General features: G+C 57.1%; 20 protein-coding genes and 1 tRNA gene. 11 read left to right on the forward strand and 10 right to left on the reverse strand.

Translation table 11 applies throughout. The annotated features are described in order from the left end of the window. Nucleotides 1–2 precede the first annotated feature (2 nt). The 8 genes from B0B09_RS04750 to B0B09_RS04785 all read left to right on the forward strand — a co-directional run bounded on the left by B0B09_RS04750 (nt 3) and on the right by B0B09_RS04785 (nt 7,441). Complete coding sequence (locus B0B09_RS04750; protein WP_076658572.1) at nt 3–974, forward strand: beta-ketoacyl-ACP synthase III; 972 nt, start codon at nt 3–5, stop codon at nt 972–974. 100 nt (nt 975–1,074) lie between these two features. Further along, complete coding sequence (gene ihfA / locus B0B09_RS04755; RefSeq protein ID WP_055292967.1) at nt 1,075–1,377, forward strand: integration host factor subunit alpha; 303 nt, start codon at nt 1,075–1,077, stop codon at nt 1,375–1,377. A 3-nt stretch (nt 1,378–1,380) separates the two neighbouring features. Further along, the gene (locus B0B09_RS04760; RefSeq protein ID WP_076658573.1) at nt 1,381–1,959 is read left to right on the forward strand and encodes a MerR family transcriptional regulator; all 579 of its coding nucleotides are present in this window, start codon (nt 1,381–1,383) and stop codon (nt 1,957–1,959) included. A gap of 54 nt (nt 1,960–2,013) precedes the next feature. Continuing rightward, nucleotides 2,014–2,090 (forward strand) — tRNA-Pro (locus B0B09_RS04765). Nucleotides 2,091–2,152: 62 nt separating this feature from the next. Then, nucleotides 2,153–3,232, forward strand: a complete 1,080-nt coding sequence (locus B0B09_RS04770; protein ID WP_076658574.1) for a 2'-deoxycytidine 5'-triphosphate deaminase — start codon at nt 2,153–2,155, stop codon at nt 3,230–3,232. Between the two features lie 314 nt (nt 3,233–3,546). After that, the gene (locus tag B0B09_RS04775) at nt 3,547–4,596 is read left to right on the forward strand and encodes a LysM peptidoglycan-binding domain-containing protein (protein ID WP_076658575.1); all 1,050 of its coding nucleotides are present in this window, start codon (nt 3,547–3,549) and stop codon (nt 4,594–4,596) included. Between the two features lie 244 nt (nt 4,597–4,840). Beyond that, nucleotides 4,841–5,461, forward strand: coding sequence for a hypothetical protein (locus B0B09_RS04780; protein WP_076658576.1), 621 nt, complete (start codon nt 4,841–4,843; stop codon nt 5,459–5,461). Between the two features lie 303 nt (nt 5,462–5,764). Next, nucleotides 5,765–7,441: a VWA domain-containing protein gene (locus tag B0B09_RS04785; protein ID WP_076658577.1), complete on the forward strand. Its 1,677-nt coding sequence runs from the start codon at nt 5,765–5,767 to the stop codon at nt 7,439–7,441. A 502-nt stretch (nt 7,442–7,943) separates the two neighbouring features. Here B0B09_RS04785 and B0B09_RS04790 read toward each other — a convergent pair. From B0B09_RS04790 to B0B09_RS04820, 7 genes are all read right to left on the reverse strand, one after another. Further along, nucleotides 7,944–8,144 carry a hypothetical protein gene (locus B0B09_RS04790; RefSeq protein ID WP_076658578.1) on the reverse strand — a complete coding sequence of 67 codons (201 nt, stop codon included), beginning with the start codon at nt 8,142–8,144 and terminating at the stop codon, nt 7,944–7,946. A 42-nt stretch (nt 8,145–8,186) separates the two neighbouring features. Further along, a complete protein-coding gene (gene scpB, locus B0B09_RS04795; protein ID WP_076658579.1) occupies nt 8,187–8,840 on the reverse strand; it encodes an SMC-Scp complex subunit ScpB in 654 nt (217 codons plus the stop codon). Beyond that, nucleotides 8,833–9,627: a segregation and condensation protein A gene (locus tag B0B09_RS04800; protein ID WP_055292974.1), complete on the reverse strand. Its 795-nt coding sequence runs from the start codon at nt 9,625–9,627 to the stop codon at nt 8,833–8,835. Before B0B09_RS04800 ends, scpB begins: the two co-directional genes overlap by 8 nt. A 6-nt stretch (nt 9,628–9,633) precedes the next feature. Further along, nucleotides 9,634–10,617 carry a glycoside hydrolase family 3 N-terminal domain-containing protein gene (locus B0B09_RS04805; RefSeq protein WP_076659798.1) on the reverse strand — a complete coding sequence of 328 codons (984 nt, stop codon included), beginning with the start codon at nt 10,615–10,617 and terminating at the stop codon, nt 9,634–9,636. A 6-nt stretch (nt 10,618–10,623) separates the two neighbouring features. After that, entirely contained in the window at nt 10,624–11,553 is a 930-nt protein-coding gene (locus B0B09_RS04810; RefSeq protein ID WP_076658580.1) for an SPOR domain-containing protein, read from the reverse strand. A gap of 75 nt (nt 11,554–11,628) precedes the next feature. Next, nucleotides 11,629–13,368 carry an arginine--tRNA ligase gene (gene argS, locus B0B09_RS04815; protein ID WP_076658581.1) on the reverse strand — a complete coding sequence of 580 codons (1,740 nt, stop codon included), beginning with the start codon at nt 13,366–13,368 and terminating at the stop codon, nt 11,629–11,631. A gap of 108 nt (nt 13,369–13,476) precedes the next feature. Next, complete coding sequence (locus B0B09_RS04820; protein WP_076658582.1) at nt 13,477–14,649, reverse strand: deoxyguanosinetriphosphate triphosphohydrolase; 1,173 nt, start codon at nt 14,647–14,649, stop codon at nt 13,477–13,479. Nucleotides 14,650–14,723: 74 nt separating this feature from the next. Between B0B09_RS04820 and B0B09_RS04825 the strand changes: the two genes are divergently transcribed. Continuing rightward, a complete protein-coding gene (locus tag B0B09_RS04825; RefSeq protein WP_076658583.1) occupies nt 14,724–15,050 on the forward strand; it encodes a HesB/IscA family protein in 327 nt (108 codons plus the stop codon). Between the two features lie 344 nt (nt 15,051–15,394). Here B0B09_RS04825 and B0B09_RS04830 read toward each other — a convergent pair whose 3' ends face one another. Beyond that, nucleotides 15,395–16,231, reverse strand: coding sequence for a hypothetical protein (locus tag B0B09_RS04830; RefSeq protein WP_131824994.1), 837 nt, complete (start codon nt 16,229–16,231; stop codon nt 15,395–15,397). On the opposite strand from B0B09_RS04830, the gene xth reads away from it, so the two are divergent. After that, the gene (gene xth, locus B0B09_RS04835; protein ID WP_076658585.1) at nt 16,216–17,016 is read left to right on the forward strand and encodes an exodeoxyribonuclease III; all 801 of its coding nucleotides are present in this window, start codon (nt 16,216–16,218) and stop codon (nt 17,014–17,016) included. The genes B0B09_RS04830 and xth overlap by 16 nt on opposite strands. Before the next feature lie 54 nt (nt 17,017–17,070). Further along, complete coding sequence (locus B0B09_RS04840) at nt 17,071–17,391, forward strand: hypothetical protein (RefSeq protein ID WP_076658586.1); 321 nt, start codon at nt 17,071–17,073, stop codon at nt 17,389–17,391. 385 nt (nt 17,392–17,776) lie between these two features. On the opposite strand, the gene B0B09_RS04850 is transcribed toward B0B09_RS04840, so the two are convergent. Then, nucleotides 17,777–18,925, reverse strand: coding sequence for an FAD-dependent monooxygenase (locus B0B09_RS04850; protein WP_076658588.1), 1,149 nt, complete (start codon nt 18,923–18,925; stop codon nt 17,777–17,779). Between the two features lies 1 nt (nt 18,926). Next, nucleotides 18,927–19,349 (reverse strand): RNA polymerase-binding protein DksA, encoded by a 423-nt coding sequence (gene dksA / locus B0B09_RS04855; RefSeq protein WP_055293422.1) that lies wholly within the window; start codon nt 19,347–19,349, stop codon nt 18,927–18,929. Between the last annotated feature and the right edge of the window lie 150 nt (nt 19,350–19,499).

The following is a 19,499-nucleotide window of genomic DNA, read 5'->3' on the forward strand; positions in this document are numbered from 1 at the left end:
ACATGATGCGTCGCGCAGTGGTCAAAGGGGTTGGTCATTACCTTCCCGAACGCGTGGTTCTGAATGCTGAATTCGAAGCAACACTCGATACTTCGGATGAATGGATCAAGACCCGCTCCGGCATCGAACGCCGCCATTTCGCCGCTGAAGGTGAAACCACATCAGACCTTGCAATCAAAGCCGCCAAGGCCGCACTTGCCATGGCGGGTATGGACGGAAACGATATCGACGCCATTGTTCTGGCCACATCAACCGCTGATCTGACTTTCCCCTCAGCCGCCACAATGGTGCAGAACGCCATTGGCAACACCACAGGCTATGCCTTTGATGTTCAAGCGGTTTGTGCCGGATTTGTTTATGCGTTGTCGAATGCCAATGCGCTGATTGTCTCGGGTCAGGCGAATCGTGTTCTTGTCATCGGGGCGGAAACCTTCAGCCGGATCATGGACTGGACCGACCGCGCGACCTGCGTGCTTTTCGGGGATGGTGCGGGTGCGTTGATCCTTGAGGCCGAGGAAGGGACCGGTGAAACCACCGATCGCGGGATCCTGTCGGTCGATCTGAATTCTGACGGCCGCTATAAAGACCTGCTTTATGTGGATGGCGGCGTCTCAACCCAAAACTCGGGCATGTTGCGGATGAAAGGCAGCGAGCTTTTCCGCCATGCGGTCGAGAAACTGGCGCAAACAGCCGACGCCGCATTGGAGAAGGTGGGGCTTGGCGCGGAAGATATCGACTGGGTTGTGCCGCATCAGGCCAATATCCGGATCATCCAGTCCACCGCGAAAAAGCTGGGCGTGGGCATGGACCGGGTCATTGTGACCGTGCAGGACCACGGCAATACGTCGGCGGCATCGATTCCCCTCGCCCTTTCTGTTGGCGTGCAGAACGGGCAAATCAAACAGGGTGATCTGCTTGTGACCGAGGCAATTGGTGGCGGATTGGCGTGGGGCGCGGTTGTCATCCGCTGGTGAGTGCCGGAAACACGCTGTTCACTATGCTTGCCAAGCCGTTGTTATTGACTCTGAAAATACGCTGGGCCTATGCTATTTGAAATTGTAAGGGGTTCCGACGATGGCTGACAAGACTTTGACGCGGATGGATTTGGCTGATGCAGTGCATAGTCAGGTCGGACTTTCCAGAAATGACAGCGCCGATCTGGTTGAAAGCGTCCTGACGCATGTTTCTGACAGTCTGGTGCGCGGTGAAACCGTCAAGATATCGTCTTTCGGGACTTTTTCCGTCCGCGAGAAAGCAGCCCGCATCGGGCGCAATCCCAAAACTGGCGAAGAAGTGCCCATCCACCCCCGTCGTGTGCTGACATTCCGCCCCTCGCATCTGATGAAAGATCGCGTCGCAGACGGAAACAAGCGCTAGGTCATGGCCAAAGCCAAAGATGCATTCCGCACGATCAGTGAAGTCGCTGAATGGTTGGACACGCCCACCCATGTGCTACGTTTTTGGGAAAGCAAATTCAGCCAGATCAAACCTGTCAAAGGTGCCGGTGGCCGGCGGTATTACCGCCCTGCGGATATGGAACTGCTCGGCGGGATCAAACAGCTTCTCCACGTTGACGGGCTGACGATCAAAGGCACGCAGAAACTGCTGCGTGAAAAAGGCGTGAAATATGTCGCCAGCCTCGGGCCGTCGATGACGGCACAGGCCCCCGCCGATGAACCCGCACCAGCCAAGCCGGTTGACGCCACACCGGCACCGGTCGAAGCCACGCCGGCACCGGTAAAAGCGCCGCCAGCGCCGGTACAAGACACCCTGCCCTTCGCTCTAGATGCACCTGCTTTTGTGATCGACCTGCCGCTGCCCCCTAAGTCCTTGCCTGCTGCAAAACCGCGGCTGATCGGGCGCGCACCTGCTGATTCACGCACCTTACAGGCCCGCGCCGCACAGATCGCGCCACTCTTGGCGCGGCTGGAAGACATTCGTGCACGGATGCATGGCTGAGACATGTTTTTCGGGCTTGCCCTTGGATCAGTTTGGGGTATGAACGCCCACAGTCGGGCTATAGCGCAGCCTGGTAGCGCGTCCGTCTGGGGGACGGAAGGTCGCAGGTTCGAGTCCTGCTAGCCCGACCAATCATAACCGCCCGCCACTGCCAACGCAGGGCGGGCGTTTTGGTATCAAGAGGGAAGACGACATGACAAACGCTGGTGTCCTCGCCGACCATCAAATCAGCGATATGATCGCATCGGGTGGCATCACGGCAGAAGCCCCGATCAAGCCCGGCCAAATCCAGCCCGCTTCGCTTGATCTGCGTCTGGGCACCTCTGCCTACCGCGTCCGCGCATCCTTTCTGGCCGGTCGCCAGCGCACTGTAAAAGAGCGCCTTGCAGATTTTCAAATGCACGAAGTTGACCTGACCGGTGGTGCCGTCTTGGAAAAAGGCTGTGTCTATGTCGTCCCCCTGATGGAACGCCTGACCCTGCCCCAAGGCATGACCGCCGCCGCCAGTGCGAAATCGTCCATCGGGCGGCTTGATCTTTTGACGCGCATTATCACCGACCACGGTGTCGAATTTGACCGCGTACCCGAAGGCTATGACGGTCCGCTTTACGTAGAAATCTGCCCGCGGTCCTTTTCGGTCGTGGCCCAGCCCGGGCAGATGCTGAACCAGATCATCTTCCGGCAGGGCAAAACCCTGATGTCAGACGATGATCTGCGCGCCCTTCACGCGCAAACACCCATTGTATCGGGCGCACCTGTCATCTCGGATGGCTTGGGCTTTTCTGTCGACCTGCGGCCCGAGAGCGGCACCTTGGTCGGCTACCGCGCCAAACCGCACACGGGTGTCGTGGATCTGGCGAAACTGAACCATTACGACCCGACCGAATTCTGGGAAGAGGTCCATACCAAAGACGGCTGGATCATCCTTGATCCCGGTGCGTTCTATATTTTGGTCAGCCGCGAGGCGATTGTGATCCCGCCGATGCAGGCGGCAGAAATGGCCCCCTATCTGGCGATGGTGGGTGAATTCCGTGTGCATTACGCGGGGTTCTTTGATCCCGGTTTCGGCTATGCCGAGGCGGGCGGCGCAGGATCACGCGGTGTGCTGGAAGTGCGCTGTCACGAAGCCCCCTTTGTGCTGGAACATGGGCAGGTCGTGGGGCGGTTGGTTTACGACCACATGTCAGCCATGCCAGCCGCTCTTTATGGCCGCGAGATCAAGTCAAACTATCAGGGTCAGGGCCTGAAGCTATCAAAGCACTTTAAGTCATAAACTTGGACAAATGGGGCTGTTATGAAGGCCAAGCATCAGGCGCTGCGTTACGGCACGGACTATCTGTCGTCGCACGGTTTTTGTTCTCAACATATTCAAGAAATGATTTAAATCCAGCGTCATAGCGGGTGCAGGACCCACTCATTTGATTGATCCACTTCTGCCCAAAAATCGCCTTTTTTGATATCTAACCCTCACATCAACCATGTTTGGGTATGCAAAATTTACGTTGTTTTCGATCCTGTTGGTTAACGGAAAACAATCATGCAGCATCAAGTTTATGTGGTTATCGAGACTTAAAAAGGAATGACTGAATGAAAACGAAATTAATGGTTGCCGGTGCAATTTTTCTAACAGGAGCTGCGGCAGCAAGCGCACAGGAAGCTTGCACATCTTATACTGTACAGGCGGGCGACTCGCTGAGTGCAATCTCGCGGACAGCTTATGGCACAATCAGCTTTCAGCAGATTTGGGATGCCAATCGCGCGGTAATTGGAAGCAACCCCAACGCAATTTCCGTGGGCATGCGCCTTGAGTTGCCTTGCCTGGACGGAACGCTCGCCAGCGCAACCGACGCAGCCCCGACGCAACGCACCCCAAGCACGAACACAAGCGGCGATAAGGTTAACATCCATCTGATCACTGGCAACGACTACAAGCCTTTCACAGACGAAAGCATGGATGGCGGTGGTGTTGTGACACAACTTGTCCGCAATGCTTTGGCAACGGTCCAAGATGACGCAGATACGCAGATCACCTTCATCAACGACTGGGGTTCACACATGGAGGTGTTGCTTCCAACAGGCGCCTTTGACGGTACGTTCCCTTGGGTCTTGCCAAACTGCGAAGCAGCGACATTGACCGCAGACATGCAGGCACGGTGCGATAACTACCGGTTTGCAGATCCCGTTTACGAAATCGTAACCGGTATGTTCACTCTGAACGGCAACCCACTTGGCACGACAACATCGGCTGCAGATTTTTCTGGCAAGAACGTATGTGTTCCTGAAGGCTACAGCGCAATCGTTCTTGCAGCCGCTGGCGTTGATGCTGACAGCGTAAACTATGTTTCCCCCGCTACGCCCGAAGCATGCTTCGACGCGCTGTTGGCCGGTACTGTGGATGCTGTCGAACTTGAGCAAGCGCAGGCCGCCGATATCGTTACGCGCCTTGGTTTGGATGATCAAATTGCCGTGAACGATCAGGTATCATCGGTGAGCGTGCTGACTGTATATGTTCACAAGAATAACCCTGATGGGGATGCGATCTTGGAAGCAATCAACACTGGTCTCGAAAACATTCGTAGCAACGGTGTGTGGTTCCGGACGGTGCAGGACGGCTTCAGAGCTTACTACAACGAGTAAACAAACAACACTGCCTGGCAGCGCACCACGTTGCCAGGCAACTTATACCGACGACCAGCCCCGAAAAAATTGGCCCGACGAGGGTGCAGGACATTTGGCTGAACGTCCTCAGTTTTCTTCCTGAAACTGCCCACCTTGATGGTTGCGATGCGGTTGCAAAAAAGCAAAGAATAAGCCATGCAAAATGCAACAACAGACGGATATCTCAGGATGTTTTGGTTTAGGATAGTATCGGAAATTTAAGATGAAAATCAAACTTGCACGCAGAATAAATGCATGCCACGCAACATTTCGGTTGTTTTTATGTACGATCTCGACGGCCTTGGGCCTTTGCGCAGCTTTCGTCGGCACTGCCTCCGCACAAGCCGCGAATACAGTCACGCTTAAGACTGATGGCGGGGAAGATGTTACCGGAGAGCTTGTTGAATTTTCCAATAATTTGTTCCGGATTCAGGCGCGTGTGGGCCTTATTGCAATCCCGGCCGACGGGGTGACTTGCATCGGGGCAGCCTGCCCCGAAGGAACACGCCTGGAAACCACAGGTCCTGTGATCACGCTCACTGCTCGTGACGGCTCGGCGACCGTCTCAGGAAATCTTATCGAAATTTCAAATGGGCAATATGTGCTTGCAACAGACATCGGCGAGATGCGTATCGATCAGTCGATGGTGGATTGCGAAGGATCAGCCTGTGTCGAAGCTCAGACCGCGATTGGCGGCAACGTTGTACTGACCGGCGGTGGCGCGACAATTGAAGGTATTCTGGTCGAAGACTTGGAAGATTCATTTCTTGTCGATGTTGCCAATCTCGGTGTTGTTCGCGTGCGGAAGGATACGTTCACTTGCACGGGTGCAGGATGCCCCTAGCGATACATCACCGGTTTCCTGTTTGCTGCGAAAGACAAACCGCCAACGCAAATCCTTAAAGCCGTTGATGCACTTTCGGGCGTGAGGTGTGAGGTGATCGTAAGATAAGGCAATGTAGGCCATACCGGCCCACTGGCAGCTAAAAAACTCGATATTTAGCGGGCTTATCCATCTTCGAACGCGCGGCTGGTTCTCATGATTTGTCGCTTGTTTCTGCCAAAAATAGCAGATGGTTCTGCCTCCTATTTACAAGTGTTCCAGCGACTCGTTACGCAGGAAAGACTGGCTCGTCTGGAGATTTGAATGCGCTTCTTTGCTTTGGTTTTGGCTGCAACGATATCGACAACTGCTGTCGCTCAAGACAGCGCAGGTACCGTCTTGGTGCTCGACGGCTCTGGGTCCATGTGGGGACAGATTGATGGCGAGGCCAAGATCACTATTGCGCAGCAGGCTGTTGGTGCAATTTTGGATGATTTTCCGCAGGATCAGCGGCTAGGCCTCACGCTCTATGGGCATCGACAGGAAGGAAGCTGCCGAGATATCCAGACGATCGTTGCTCCTGCGCTCGGCACTGCAAGCGAAGTGCGCACCGCAGTGAATAATATACGTCCACTTGGCAAGACACCAATGACCGACGCGATTATCGCCGCGGCAGAGACGCTCGATTACACCAACCAAGCTGCGACCGTCATTTTGGTATCCGATGGGGTTGAAACCTGTAACCCAGATCCATGTGCCGCGGCACGCCGTCTTGATGATGCGGGCGTCAATTTCACTGCACATGTGATTGGCTTCGATGTCGATGACCCTATCGCGCTTGGGCAGATGCAGTGTATCGCGTATGAAACCGGAGGTCGCTTTCTGAGGGCTGCAGATGCGACGGAACTCAAAGATGCTATTGCAACCGTTGCTGCAGAACCAGAGATTGAAACAGAGGTGCTCGTTACGCCCGACGCAACGCTCGATGCGCCCGCGACGGCTATGGCAGGTGCCACCATCACAGTGCGTTGGAATGGCCCGGCCGCAGCTGGCGATAGCCTGACCATCGCGGCTCCAGATACCCAGAGCTTTGTGTATGTCGCTGAAGGTCAGCCGGCTCAACTCCGAATGCCCGCCGATCCTGGTGTTTATGAAATACGCTATATCTACGGCCCAAACGATGAGATCGCAGCAACGCATCGCATTACGGTAACGCCTGCTGACGCTTTCATTGACGCGCCTGCAAACGCCATTGCTGGTGAAACGCTCCTCTTGGTCTGGTCCGGCCCTGACAACGAAGGCGATTACCTTGCAGTTGGTCCGGCGGGTAGCGAAGCTTACATTAATTTTGCTTACCTTTACCAAGGCAATCCCGCGCCATTGGTGATGCCCATTGAGCCGGGTGTCTACGAACTCCGATATCATGAGGGACAGAACGACGCCGTCGTCTTCGCAAGATCTATAGAAGTGAATGCCGCTGATATTCACGTCGCGGTACCCGCTTCAGCGCCTGCCGGTGAAACGCTTCAGTTGCCCTGGGTCGGGCCGGAAAATGAGGGGGACTACCTTGCTGTCGGTCAGGTTGGCGGAGAGGGGTACATCAACTTCGCTTACCTCTATGAAGGAAACCCCGCACCTTTGGTAATGCCGGTTGTGCCGGGTGAGTATGAAATCAGATATCATGCGGGTCAGGACGAGACTGTCCTGTTCACCAGCACGATTGATCTGACACCGGTTACAGCGACCCTCGAAGCGGCGGAAACGGCCAAAGCAGGCGAAATACTCACCGTCACTTGGGATGGTCCAGGCTATGTGTACGACTTTGTCGCGATTGGTGCATTGGATGAAGAAGGATACCAGTCGGGAAGCTGGCGCTATACCCACGAAGGCAACCCGTTGACGATCACCGCACCATTGGCGCCCGGCCAGTATGAGGTGAGGTATTTTCTAGGACAGGGCGAAGTGGCGATCGCAAGCCGACCGCTCATTGTCACCGAATAATTGAATGGGGCAGATCAATTTCAAGTGGACTGGCCAATGTCCTCAGGCTTTCACCTTTGCAACCGAAAGTCCTTTTGCACGCTGTTGTAAGAATTACTCGGCGGAACAGACGTCTTGAAAGGCTGCAATACCAGGTGTGATGTGATCCACTTCACGATTGGATTGGGGTGTAATGAGGTCTTTCATTTTATTGGCGACGCCTGTTCATTCGCCATCTTCAGCTGGGTTGCGTTCGCCGAGGATGGTGTACGTCAATGTCGTAAGCGCCTGCAGTGTTTCCGCGTTGTGCTCTTCTCGTGCAGCCAACGTGGTGAGGGTGTTCGAAGTGCCGCGCACTCAGCTGCTGCAAGCTCACCAGCCGATCCGGGGGGCAGACGGTGTCAGGCAGGACATCGCGCCAACCGTAACGTTCAAACATCACAAAAACTGAACGCCGGATGCTCTGGCTTGAAACAACGAGAGACCTGTCTGGACCAAAAACCAGAGCTAAAGCCCGGCTTTCCTACCGCATGAACCGCCGCGCGGCATTAAGCCCGCGTTGCGCCTTTTGCGCGGTCTGCTGTGCGTTCTTGGCCTGCGCGCGTTCTTCCGATGTCATATCCTCGGGCCGTTTGCCCTTGTTCGCCATCAGAGCCATGCCCTTGCTCATGCCTTTGCGCATCAGCATCCGCAGGCCCATATTGATCAGTTGATTCATATTCATCTGCGACTCCCTCTCTGCTTAACGCGATATAAGACCTGCGGATTAATCTTCAAATAATTCGGACTGATCATCGTCATCATCATCATCATCGTCGGTCTCGCCCAAAAGCTGGGCGCCCGGTGGTGGACGGTTTTCCAGAAGGCCTGCAGAGCGCAATTCCTTGAGGCCCGGCAGATCACGGGCGTTTTCCAGACCGAAGTGATCAAGGAACCCCTGCGTCACCACAAATGTCACAGGCCGCCCCGGTGTCATCTTGCGGCGGCCAAAGCGGATCCATTCCAGTTCGATCAACTGGTCAATCGTGCCACGGCTGACGCTGACACCGCGGATCTCTTCGATCTCGGCGCGCGTGACGGGCTGGTGGTAGGCCACAATTGCCAAGGTTTCGATCGCGGCACGGCTCAGCTTGCGCGTCTCGACCGTTTCTTTTTGCATCAAGAACCCCAGATCGGGTGCTGTGCGGATGGCCCAGGCATCGCCCACCTTTACCACATTCACCCCGCGCCCTTCATAGCGTTTGCGCAGATGCGCAATCGCCTCGGCGGGGTCACACCCATGCGGCATCCGCCCAGTCAATTCAGTGATCGTCACCGGATCGGCGGTGGCAAACAAGATCGCCTCGACCATGCGCTCCTGTTCGCCCATCGGCGGCGCTTCAAAGAGGCTTTCGTTCTTGGGGGTCTCTGTCTTAGCCATCACGCGGGTCTTTCTTGCGGATTTCGATCGGGGCGAACATCTCGCCCTGCCGGATTTCTATTTTGCCTTCTTTCGCCAGTTCCAACGAAGCGGCAAAGGTTGCCGCAGTGGTCGAGCGGCGGCGTTGCGGGTCGGCATCCCAGCCATCGGGAAGGTAGCTTACAATATCGGTCCAGTTGCCCGCAAAGCCGATCAGCGACCGCATCCGCTCCAGCGCCTGTTCCATCGTCATCACATGCTGACGGTCCATCACAAAGGGGCGGAAATCGTCGCGGGTGCGGATACGGGCATAGCCCTGCATCAGGTCCAGCAGCGTCGCGGTATAGGTCACGCGGCGGACGCGCTGCACGTCTTCGGTGATCCCGCGTGCAAAAAAATCGCGGCCTAACTGATCGCGCGCCATCAATTGGGCTGCGGCATTGCGCATCGCCTCGAGCCGTTCCAACTGGAACGCAAGGTGTGCCGCCAATTCCTCGCCGGACGGCCCCTCCTCGGACGGGTCAGGTGGCAGCAAGAGCCGCGATTTGAGGAAGGCAAGCCAGGCCGCCATCACCAGATAATCCGCAGCAAGTTCCAGACGCAGCCGCTTGGCCTGTTCCACAAAGGCCAGATATTGTTCGGCCAAAGCCAGAATGGAAATCTGGCGCAGGTCCACTTTCTGTGTGCGCGACAGCGTCAACAACAGATCGAGCGGGCCCTCGAATGCGCCCACATCAACGATCAAGGCCTCAGCGGCGACACGCTCGCTGACACTGATCGTGTCTTCCTGGAAATCTTCGCCCTGCATCTGCCCTCAGCCTAAGTGACGGCCAAGTTCCGCTTCCAGCGCCCCGATGTCAATATTTGCAGGTGTTTTTCGCAATGCCAAAGCACGATTTGCGCGGGTTATGGCCGCGTCCGTCATCACGCCCGACGCCTGTGCTACCGCCGCCATTTCATCCGCCTTGCCGTTGCAATGCAGGATAATATCACAGCCCGCCGCAATGCTGGCCGCTGCACGCTGCGCGACCGTCCCCGAGAGCGCCTCCATCGACAGATCATCGGTCATCAAAAGACCATCGAAACCAATGCCCTTGCGGATCACTTCCATCATTTTAGCGGATGTTGTGGCGGGATTGGCGGGATCGATATCCGAGAACACGATATGCGCAGTCATCCCCATCGGCAGATCGGACAGCGCCGCAAAAGGCGCGAAATCCCATGCGTCCAATTCCGGCCGCGGCGCATCCACACGCGGCAGGTCCTTGTGGCTATCCACCGCCGCCCGCCCGTATCCCGGGATATGTTTCAGCACCGGCAGTACCCCACCGGCCAGATGCGCGTCCGCACAGACGCGGCAGGCCTCAACGACGGTCTGCACATCATACCCGTAAAGGCGGTTTTTCAGGACCGGATGCGTTGCCTCTTCGGCGATATCGGCCAAGGGGGCGCAATTGGCATCAATCCCGACGTCATGCAGTTCTACGGCGATCAACCGGTTGCGGACCCAATGGGCCCGCAGCGGATCAGTGGCGCGCGCCATCTGGTCCAAGGCAGGCAGGTATTCGCGCCAATGCGGGCTCCGCATCCGCTGAACGCGCCCGCCCTCTTGATCAATCAGGATCATCGCGTCGCGCTGGACCGCTTCGCGCAGACTATGCGTCAGGCGGCGCAACTGGTCAGGGTTGTCGATATTGCGCGCAAAAAGGATAAAGCCAAGCGGCTGGACCTCGCGGAAAAAGCCGCGTTCCCAATCCGTGATCTTCAGCCCCTCGGGGCCGAAAATCGTCGCATTCATCGTCACTTAGTTGACCACCACGGCAATACATTCCGCACCTTCGGCCTGCAAGGCGGCACACAGGCGGCGGGCTTCGGCGCGGTCTTCAAACCCGCTGGCACGCAGACGGTACCACGTGGCACTGCTTTGGTTGCTGACCTGAATGACGCGCTCGCGCCCCGCCATCAACTTACCAAACTGCGATTGCAGCCGGTCCCATTCAGCAGCGGCAAGGCTGGGGTTGGGGAAAGCGCCAAGCTGCACAAGGTTGGTGCCAACAGGAAAGGTAGCGGTGGTGACGGCCACTTCGCTTGTGGCAGGCGCAGCTGTTGCCGCAGCAACCGGTGCCGGAATACGCATATTGGCGGGCCGGATCACCGGGCGGACCGATGTCGCGACACCGGGCACAGTTGACGGAACGACACGCGGGTCTTGTGCCGCTTCGGCTTGCGCCAAGGGTGGTTCAGTGCTCAACGCTGCCAATTGCGCGGCCAGTGCTGTGGCATCATCCTGCACTTCAGGGGCTGCGATGGTTTCATTCTCGAAAACCTCTGCTTCAAACCCTGCTGTGACGTCTTCAATGGCGGCCGATACGGTTGAGATCACCTCTTGCGCGGGTTGAACATCAAGGTCCTCAGGCGACAATCCGGCCGTGCGCGGCGCCAGCACCAAACGATCCTCGGGACCGCCCGCTTCGCCCATCGCGGCAACTTCATTCACCGAAAGCCCGGTATGCGCGGCAACGCCACCGCCGGGATTGTCGGGCAGAACCCGCATATCGCCTTCCATTGCGCGCACCACAGGGATCCCGCTGACATCACGCACAATCAACTTGTATCCCCAAAAGCTTACGCCGAGGATGAGCGCGAGCGAAAACGCCGCACCTGCGAAGTTGACTAAACTGGTTGAGCGCGGCTCACTTGCCGCCCGGGCGAACCCGTCATCGTATACTGCCATCTCTGCCTCACTGCGCCCCAGACCTTATGGTTTTTTCGGGGTCAATATTTTCAGCTCGATCCGGCAGCCTGTGCGTTAACGCATCTCTTCCGCCGGAGTGACCCCAAGAATACCCAAACCGTGCAAAATAACAATCGCTACGGCCCGAATGAGGGCAATTTTCGCTTGTGTGGTATCTGAGTCACCCTCTTGGACAAAGCGCAGCGCCTCATCCGCGTTCCCGTGGTGGTAAAGCGCGTGGAAATCTGACGCCAGATCATAGAGGTAAAAGGCAATCCGGTGCGGCTCGTGTCCGCGCGCCGCGATTTCTACCAGACGCGGCCATTCCGCCAGCTTTTTGATCAGTGTCAGTTCCGCTTCATGGGTCAGACCCGACAGATCAACGCCTGCCAAAGTGGCGTCAGACACATCTGTGAACGCCCCCGCTTTGGCCACGGCGGAATTCACCCGCGCATAGGCATAGTTCACATAGAAAACCGGATTGTCCTTGGATTGCTCCAAAACCTTATCGAAATCGAAATCCAGCGGCGCATCGTTCTTGCGCGTCAGCATGTGGAAACGGGTGACATTGGGTCCGACCTGATCGACGACATCACGCAGGGTCACAAAGGTCCCTGCCCGCTTGGACATTTTGAAAGGTTCGCCGTTCTTATAGAGCTTCACCAGCTGCGTCAGCTTTACATCCAGCGGCACCTTGCCATCGGATAAGGCGGACACAGCCGCCTTCATCCGCTTGACGTACCCGCCGTGATCCGCGCCAAAGACGTCAATCAACTGGTCAAAACCGCGCTGCACCTTGTCATAGTGATAGGCGATATCGGGTGCGAAATAGGTCCACGACCCGTCCGATTTCTGCACAGGCCGGTCCACGTCATCGCCGTGCGCGGTGGATTTGAAGAGCGTTTGTTCGCGCGGCTCCCAATCCTCGGGCATCTTGCCTTTGGGGGGTTCCAGCACGCCGCGATAGATCAGGCCCTTGGCGTCGAGTTCGGCAATCGCCTTTTCGATCAACCCCGTGCCATAGAGCGATTTTTCCGAAAAAAAGCTGTCCATGACCACACCAAGCTGGGCCAGATCCGCGCGGATCAGGTCCATCATGGCTTCGGTGGCGAATTCACGGATCTCTTCAAGCCAGACCTCTTCGGGCTGCCCGACATAGGCATCGCCTGCCTTTTCTTTCAGCGCCTCGCCGACTGGGATCAGATAGTCGCCCGGATAGGTGCCATCCTCGAACGCCACTTCCTGTCCGTGCGCCTCAAGATACCGCAGGTACACCGACCGCGCGAGCACATCGACCTGCGCGCCGCCATCGTTGATGTAATATTCTTTGGTGACATCATAACCTGCGTAATCCAGCAACCGCGCCAAGGCATCACCAAAGACAGCGCCCCGCGTGTGGCCAACGTGCAAAGGCCCCGTGGGGTTGGCGGACACATATTCCACCATCATTTTCTGCCCTTGGCCCAGCGTGGATTGCCCGTAGGACGGATCGGCCAGTACGGTTTTGACCACGCCTTGCCACACGTCAGGCACAAGCCGCATGTTCAGGAACCCCGGCCCCGCCACTTCGGCCACCGCGATTTGCGGATCATCCAAGAGCTTTGCCGCCAGCGCATCCGCGATCACCCGCGGGTTCATTTTGGCAGGTTTTGCCAAGACCATCGCAGCATTCGTTGCCATATCACCGTGGGCCGCATCGCGTGGCGGCTCGACCGAGACAGCAGCGGTCGAGAGGCCCTCAGGCAGCACACCGTCAACGACCAATTGGTCCAGACAGGCCAGCACACGGGTGCGAATATCAGCAAAAAGGTTCATGGGTCATCCAACAGCTTTGTTTGACTGGGGTTTACCACCCCGATAGCGCAGGGCAAGCAGACTTTTGACAAAAGTCTGCCTCCAAATCCTTCAAAGGATTTGGCCCCTCTAATTTCCGTCGATCACCCCAGGTGGAATATCCTCACCACCAATCAGGCGCTTGTGTTCCTGAATGGCAAAGCGGTCTGTCATCCCGGCAATGTAATCCGCCACGATCCGCGCCAGCGCAGTCTTGTCGGGCGCATCGGCGACATCCTTGCGCCATTGCTTGGGCAATTCATCGGTATTTTCCATGAAAAACGGGAAAAGGTCATTGACCATCTGTGTGACCACCACCCGCATCTCCACCACCGCAGGGGCGCGATACATCCGCGTGAACAAAAAGGCACGGATCACCTTCAGGTCTTCCCAAAGTCCCGGTGAAAACTGCACCATCATGCGCCCTGCGTGGCGGATATCATGGACCGACTGCGGGGCCAGTTCCGCGAGATTACGGCGGCTGACGGCGATCACATCCTCGACCAGCACACCAAAGAACCGCCGCAGTGCTTCGTGCCGGCGGCGGTAGTAATTCAGGTCTGGGTATTTCGCATCCACTCGCGCGAAACAGTCACGCAGGATCGGCAGTTCGGCCAGTTCATCGGTGCTGAAGAGTTCTGCCCGCAATCCGTCATGCAGGTCGTGGTTATTATAGGCGATATCATCAGCCAAGGCCGCCGCTTGTGCCTCGGCACTGGCGTGGGTGTGCAGTTCCAGATCATGGCGCGCATTATAGGCAGCCAGTGCATAAGGCACATGCCCCACAACCGGCCCGTTATGTTTGGCAATCCCTTCCAGCGTCTCCCACGTCAGGTTCAACCCGTCCCATTCCGCATAATGCCGTTCGAGGGAGGTCACGATATGCAGCGCCTGTGCGTTGTGATCAAAGCCGCCATAGGGCTGCATCAAGGCATCCAGCGCCTCTTCGCCCGTATGACCGAACGGCGTGTGGCCCAGATCATGGGCCAACGCCACGGCCTCGGTCAGTTCGACATTCAGATCAAGGGCTGCGGCCACCGTGCGCGCGACCTGCGCTACCTCGATCGAATGGGTCAGACGCGTGCGGAAATAATCGCCTTCATGTTCAATAAAAACCTGTGTTTTGTGCTTCAGCCGCCGAAAGGCGCTGGCATGGATGATCCGGTCACGGTCCCGTTGAAACGGCGAACGGAACGCACTTTCTTCCTCAGGATAAAGCCGCCCGCGCGCATTGGCGGGGTCTGTCGCATAGGGCGCTGCCATGTGAATTGCCTGTCTTGTCGCTTTTGCCTGTCATCCCTATATTACAGGTACACCCAAACCGATAGGCCCCCGTGATGTTCACCGTCCCCCCCAAAGTTACCACCCGCGCATTTGAACGCCTGGCCGAGATTGGCGCGAGCGCGCAAGGCAAGGCCCTACGTGTCGCGGTCGAGGGTGGCGGCTGTTCCGGTTTTCAGTACGAGATCGACCTTGATGAAGCGAAAGAGGATGATCTGGTGCTGTCTGACAAGGGCGAAACAGTGGTCATCGATTCTGTGTCGCTGCCGTTTCTGGCGGATGCCGTGATTGATTTCACCGAAGAGCTGATCGGCGCGCGGTTTGTGATCAACAACCCGAACGCGACTTCGTCCTGCGGCTGCGGCACATCGTTTTCGATGTAAGTGTGCGGCAAAGTCTGCTGGGCGCGAAAGTCAGGGTTACGCCCAACGTGCCACCTCAGGTGTCGTCCGGCCATCGTCCGACCTGGAGGGCTGTGCGGCGTCAGAGGCACGGGATCGTGCAGTAAAATCAGGGTCAGATACCTTTGAAAGCGTTGCAAAATCGCCCTCCTGGGGGAGGTCGGGCGATGGCCGGACTGCGCCGGCCAGTTCTGCCGTGGGGTGCGTTTGGGGGGACGGCGAAGGCCGTTTTGTCCGCCAACCTGATTTCGCGGTTATGCGCGGCGAAAGTTAGGTTTGAGCCCATCCTGTCAGTTGCTGCCACGCAGAAAACGAACTGAGTTAGACTATGCTGAAAGGTCGTTTAACAAGTCCTCGTCGAAGGGGCGATTTTCGCTTTTGTCATTGGGATGCGCGGCGAGCCATTCCGAAAACACCTTCTTTGGGCGGGCGTCGCCTTCCATACTCCAATCGTGAGTATTCGGGTCTACAACGCTTGGGATGAGGTCTCCGCCTAGCACGGGCGAATGTGAATAATAACAGCCATACAATCGCTCGGCTTCAATACCGTCCGCGACGAACTGGATATGGAAACTTTCGTCCATTTCGCGTCCCACATCTTCCATCCATCGTGAAATAGCATGATATGCTGAATGGTCGTCTTTCGCGCCCACTTCAGCATAAACTGCTGTGAGAAAACGAAACTCTTGTTCCTCACTTAGCGGCTTCCAACCTAGAGAGGTCAAGAAATCTTCAAGTTTCGATAGCATCTCAAAGTAGTTCAGTTCCGGGCTCTCAAGGTAGGCAAATTCATCCGCATAAAGCCCAATGCTCATTAAACTTTCGATGACCGACGCGACTTCTGCGGAGTTTACTTTCCTAAGATTTGCCTCAGGCGTTGGTCGGAAACGCGCTGCCAATCGCAGTAATCGAAAATTAGGTTCGTTGAACACTTTCATTTCCCGTGCCGGCATGGCTGTTCCGCTGGTTTGAGTTTCTCTCTGCTTGTAGCGGAAACTGTCGCAAACAATGAGATGATGCAACGGAAACGAACGGCAGCTTCGTCCGCAAAGCAGACATTTCCTATCATGTCCCGCCCCAAACGAAACCAAGAGTTGCCTTTCTCCGCCCCCTTCGCCAAAACCCTTGGCAACAACAGGGGGCGCATATGAAAATCGCGACATTCAACATTAACGGTGTCAAAGCCCGTATTGACGCGCTGACCAACTGGATTGATGACACCCAGCCCGATGTGGCGGTGCTGCAGGAAATCAAATCAGTCGACGAAGGCTTCCCCCGCGAGATATTCGAGGACAAGGGCTATAACGTCGAAACCCACGGCCAAAAGGGCTTTAACGGGGTCGCACTCCTGTCGAAATTCCCGCTTGAGGACGTCACGCGCGGCCTGCCGGGTGCCGCAGGCGCGGGGCGCGACGGTGTGGACGACGAAGAGGCCCGCTATATCGAGGCAACCGTTGTGGGCGACAAAGCGGTGCGGATTTGCGGGCTTTACCTGCCCAACGGCAACCCCGCACCGGGGCCGAAATATGACTATAAACTGCGCTGGATGGAACGGCTTCAGGCCCGTGCCGCTGAACTTATATCACATGAGGAAGTGGCGCTAATGTGCGGGGATTACAATATTATCCCGCAAGCCGAAGATGCCGCGCGCCCGGATGCGTGGCGCGATGACGCGCTCTTTCGTCTTGAAAGCCGCGAGGCGTTCCGCCGTATCCTGAACCTTGGCTACACCGAAGCTTTCCGCGCGCGCGAGGCGGGTGCGGGCCACTATTCCTTCTGGGATTATCAGGCGGGTGCCTGGGACAAGAACGACGGTATCCGTATCGACCACTTTCTGCTGACACCACAATGCGCGGACCTTTTGAACAACTGCTGGATCGAAAGCGACGTGCGCGGCCGTGAAAAGCCCTCGGACCACGTGCCTGTCTGGGTAGACCTTGCCGCCTAGCCCGTTGATCGGTTAGGATCGCTTTTTCAGGTCGCATTTCAGGAGCACAGACACATGCTTCGCCAGTTTATCAGTATCGTAGCCGTCGCTGTCATATTGCCGACAATCGGTCAGGCACAGTGCCGCATCGCCGTCGCGGGCACCGCTTGCGTCGCCATCCCCCAGCCCTTGACGCCACAACCGGGCCCCGTCGAGATCGGTGAGATCCTTGAGCGTGGACAATATTCCATGATCATGAATGCGCGTTACTATGGCCTGCCAACCGTCAGCGATGGCTGGGTCTATTTCCGGATCGAAGACGAGATCTACCGCGTCGATTGGCGTACCCATGAAGTGTTGGAAAGGGTCACCGATCAGGCGAGCAGGAATTGGTGATTATTGCGGTTGGGTTTTGAGCCCATAAAACCAACACCTTTACAGGCCACTAGGCCTCTGACACCTGCGAATGCCGCGCTATCGTTCTTGCGTCACTGTTCTGCGTGGTGCGGTGTTTCCACGCAAAGGATAAGGTCGTGCGCCGGATCGTGATTGCCAGAAACATATCTGCACCGGACACGGCACCGGACGCAGGCTGCACCGTGGAGGTTTGGGCATGCTTATGAAAGTCGATGGGCAACATGATGCCTGAATACATAGGCAATTTGCCGAAAGCTGGGCAAAAACCGGAAACAATCAAGGTATTAAGAAGCATTGTTGCCGCAATCGCGACATAACCTGCAAACGCGGTCTTGCTTTGCCCTGTTCGGAAAAAGCTGCGCGGTCAGGCAGTCACATCGTGATCATAAAGCCAGCCGAGCCGGTTGAGAAACGCGGTTGGCGCGACTTTCCCCAAGGTCCGCAGCCCAGCATGGGCCACCATGCGCTGCACACCGCCCAGGTGATAATTGCGCGCATTCTTGTTTGCCGCCTCAATCGCCCGCACGACACGCGCGCGGCGTTTGTCCTGATAGCGGCGCAAGCCTGCCTCAATCGTGGCCTCTTCATTGCAGCAGCGCGCCAAGGTATAGGCATCCTCGATCGCGAGGTTTGCACCCTGCGCAAGAAACGGCAATGTGGGATGTGCCGCGTCCCCCAAAATCGCCAATGTGCCCAGATGCCATTTTGCCGCCACGGGGTGCCGGAACAGCCCCCAAAGCCGCACATCTTCGACCGCAGACAAGATACTTTTCGCCTCCCAGCCGCAGTCCGCAAAGGCCATGCGCAGGTTGCCGGGGTCATCGCTGTGGTGCCAGCCTTCCTTGGCCCATTGGCTGCGTTCCTGCACCGCAACAATGTTCAGCCGACCGCCAGGCAATGGATAGGTGACCATATGCCGTCCCGGGGCCATCCAGATACGGGCCACAGGGTCCGTCTTGTCGGTCTTGATCAGGGCACGCCATGCCACCTGCCCCGTAAAGAACGGCTGTGCAGGCCGGTTGATCAGGCCGCGCACCACGGAATGCAGCCCGTCGGCACCGACAGTCAATGCAGGCCGGCATGTCTTGCCATCGCAACTGAAACTGCCGTCAGTACTGATCTGTGTGATCTTCGCGCCCAGCCTGATCGTGACGCCTGCAACATCACAGCCACGCGCCAGAATATCGATCAGGGCCGCGCGGTGATAGAAGACGTAAGGCGGCGTCTGCGCGGAGAGATCAAAGCGCGCAATCTCGCGCCCTGTCATCGCATCCATCGGCACGACGGCCTGTGCCTGCACACCGGAGGCGGCAAGCGCGCGGTCGATCCCAAGCGCGTTCAAGGCACGCGCACCGTTGGGCGTAATCTGCAGACCGGCGCCAACCTCGGTCAGCGCGGGTGCCTGTTCATAGACTGTGACGGTTGCGCCATCGCGCGCGAAGGCCAATGCGGCCGTTAACCCACCAATGCCGCCGCCGATTACAGCGATGTCGCGGCTTTGGTTATGGGCCATTCTAGTCGTCCCGATGCACCTTTTCGCGGCGTTCGTGGCGCTCTTGCGCCTCAAGGCTCATGGTGGCGATGGGACGGGCATCCAGACGCTTGAGCGAGATAGGCTCGCCAGTGATTTCGCAGTAGCCGTATTCGCCCTGTTCGATCCGGCGCAATGCCGCGTCGATCTTGGTAACCAGCTTGCGCTGGCGGTCGCGTGTGCGCAGCTCAAGCGAACGGTCGGTTTCTTCAGAAGCGCGATCAGCCACATCAGGAATATTGCGTGTCTGGTCTTTCATGCCGGCGACAGTGTCGCGGCTGTCTTCAAGGAGTTCGGCCTTCCAGGCCAGCAGTTTGCGACGGAAATATTCGGTCTGCCGCTCATTCATGAATGGTTCGTCATCTGCCGGGCGATAGTCGTCTCCAAGAAACACTTCTGCCTTCATATTCATACCCTCTTGCTTTGATGCGCGCTGACGCATTGCGCTCACCCCAACCCCAATTTTGTCGGGGTTTACTTGGTTCCCGGCGCGCTGTCACCCCCCATTTTGACAGGCCTCGCAGGGTGTTGATGATCCCGAACGACCTGCTAGGTT

The sequence above is a fragment of the Yoonia rosea genome, assembly GCF_900156505.1.
GTDB classification, from domain to species: domain Bacteria; phylum Pseudomonadota; class Alphaproteobacteria; order Rhodobacterales; family Rhodobacteraceae; genus Yoonia; species Yoonia rosea.

Excerpts from the sequence above, each read along its gene's own strand:
- B0B09_RS04840 (WP_076658586.1), top strand. The coding sequence starts at position 17,071 with ATGCTTCGCCAGTTTATCAGTATCGTAGCCGTCGCTGTCATATTGCCG.
- dksA (WP_055293422.1), bottom strand. The coding sequence starts at position 19,349 with ATGAAGGCAGAAGTGTTTCTTGGAGACGACTATCGCCCGGCAGATGAC.
- B0B09_RS04850 (WP_076658588.1), bottom strand. The coding sequence starts at position 18,925 with ATGGCCCATAACCAAAGCCGCGACATCGCTGTAATCGGCGGCGGCATT.
- argS (WP_076658581.1), bottom strand. The coding sequence starts at position 13,368 with ATGAACCTTTTTGCTGATATTCGCACCCGTGTGCTGGCCTGTCTGGAC.
- B0B09_RS04820 (WP_076658582.1), bottom strand. The coding sequence starts at position 14,649 with ATGGCAGCGCCCTATGCGACAGACCCCGCCAATGCGCGCGGGCGGCTT.
- B0B09_RS04775 (WP_076658575.1), top strand. The coding sequence starts at position 3,547 with ATGAAAACGAAATTAATGGTTGCCGGTGCAATTTTTCTAACAGGAGCT.
- ihfA (WP_055292967.1), top strand. The coding sequence starts at position 1,075 with ATGGCTGACAAGACTTTGACGCGGATGGATTTGGCTGATGCAGTGCAT.
- B0B09_RS04780 (WP_076658576.1), top strand. The coding sequence starts at position 4,841 with ATGAAAATCAAACTTGCACGCAGAATAAATGCATGCCACGCAACATTT.
- B0B09_RS04785 (WP_076658577.1), top strand. The coding sequence starts at position 5,765 with ATGCGCTTCTTTGCTTTGGTTTTGGCTGCAACGATATCGACAACTGCT.
- B0B09_RS04800 (WP_055292974.1), bottom strand. The coding sequence starts at position 9,627 with ATGCAGGGCGAAGATTTCCAGGAAGACACGATCAGTGTCAGCGAGCGT.
- B0B09_RS04770 (WP_076658574.1), top strand. The coding sequence starts at position 2,153 with ATGACAAACGCTGGTGTCCTCGCCGACCATCAAATCAGCGATATGATC.
- xth (WP_076658585.1), top strand. The coding sequence starts at position 16,216 with ATGAAAATCGCGACATTCAACATTAACGGTGTCAAAGCCCGTATTGAC.
- B0B09_RS04830 (WP_131824994.1), bottom strand. The coding sequence starts at position 16,231 with ATGTCGCGATTTTCATATGCGCCCCCTGTTGTTGCCAAGGGTTTTGGC.
- scpB (WP_076658579.1), bottom strand. The coding sequence starts at position 8,840 with ATGGCTAAGACAGAGACCCCCAAGAACGAAAGCCTCTTTGAAGCGCCG.
- B0B09_RS04825 (WP_076658583.1), top strand. The coding sequence starts at position 14,724 with ATGTTCACCGTCCCCCCCAAAGTTACCACCCGCGCATTTGAACGCCTG.
- B0B09_RS04760 (WP_076658573.1), top strand. The coding sequence starts at position 1,381 with ATGGCCAAAGCCAAAGATGCATTCCGCACGATCAGTGAAGTCGCTGAA.
- B0B09_RS04790 (WP_076658578.1), bottom strand. The coding sequence starts at position 8,144 with ATGAATATGAATCAACTGATCAATATGGGCCTGCGGATGCTGATGCGC.
- B0B09_RS04750 (WP_076658572.1), top strand. The coding sequence starts at position 3 with ATGATGCGTCGCGCAGTGGTCAAAGGGGTTGGTCATTACCTTCCCGAA.
- B0B09_RS04805 (WP_076659798.1), bottom strand. The coding sequence starts at position 10,617 with ATGAATGCGACGATTTTCGGCCCCGAGGGGCTGAAGATCACGGATTGG.
- B0B09_RS04810 (WP_076658580.1), bottom strand. The coding sequence starts at position 11,553 with ATGGCAGTATACGATGACGGGTTCGCCCGGGCGGCAAGTGAGCCGCGC.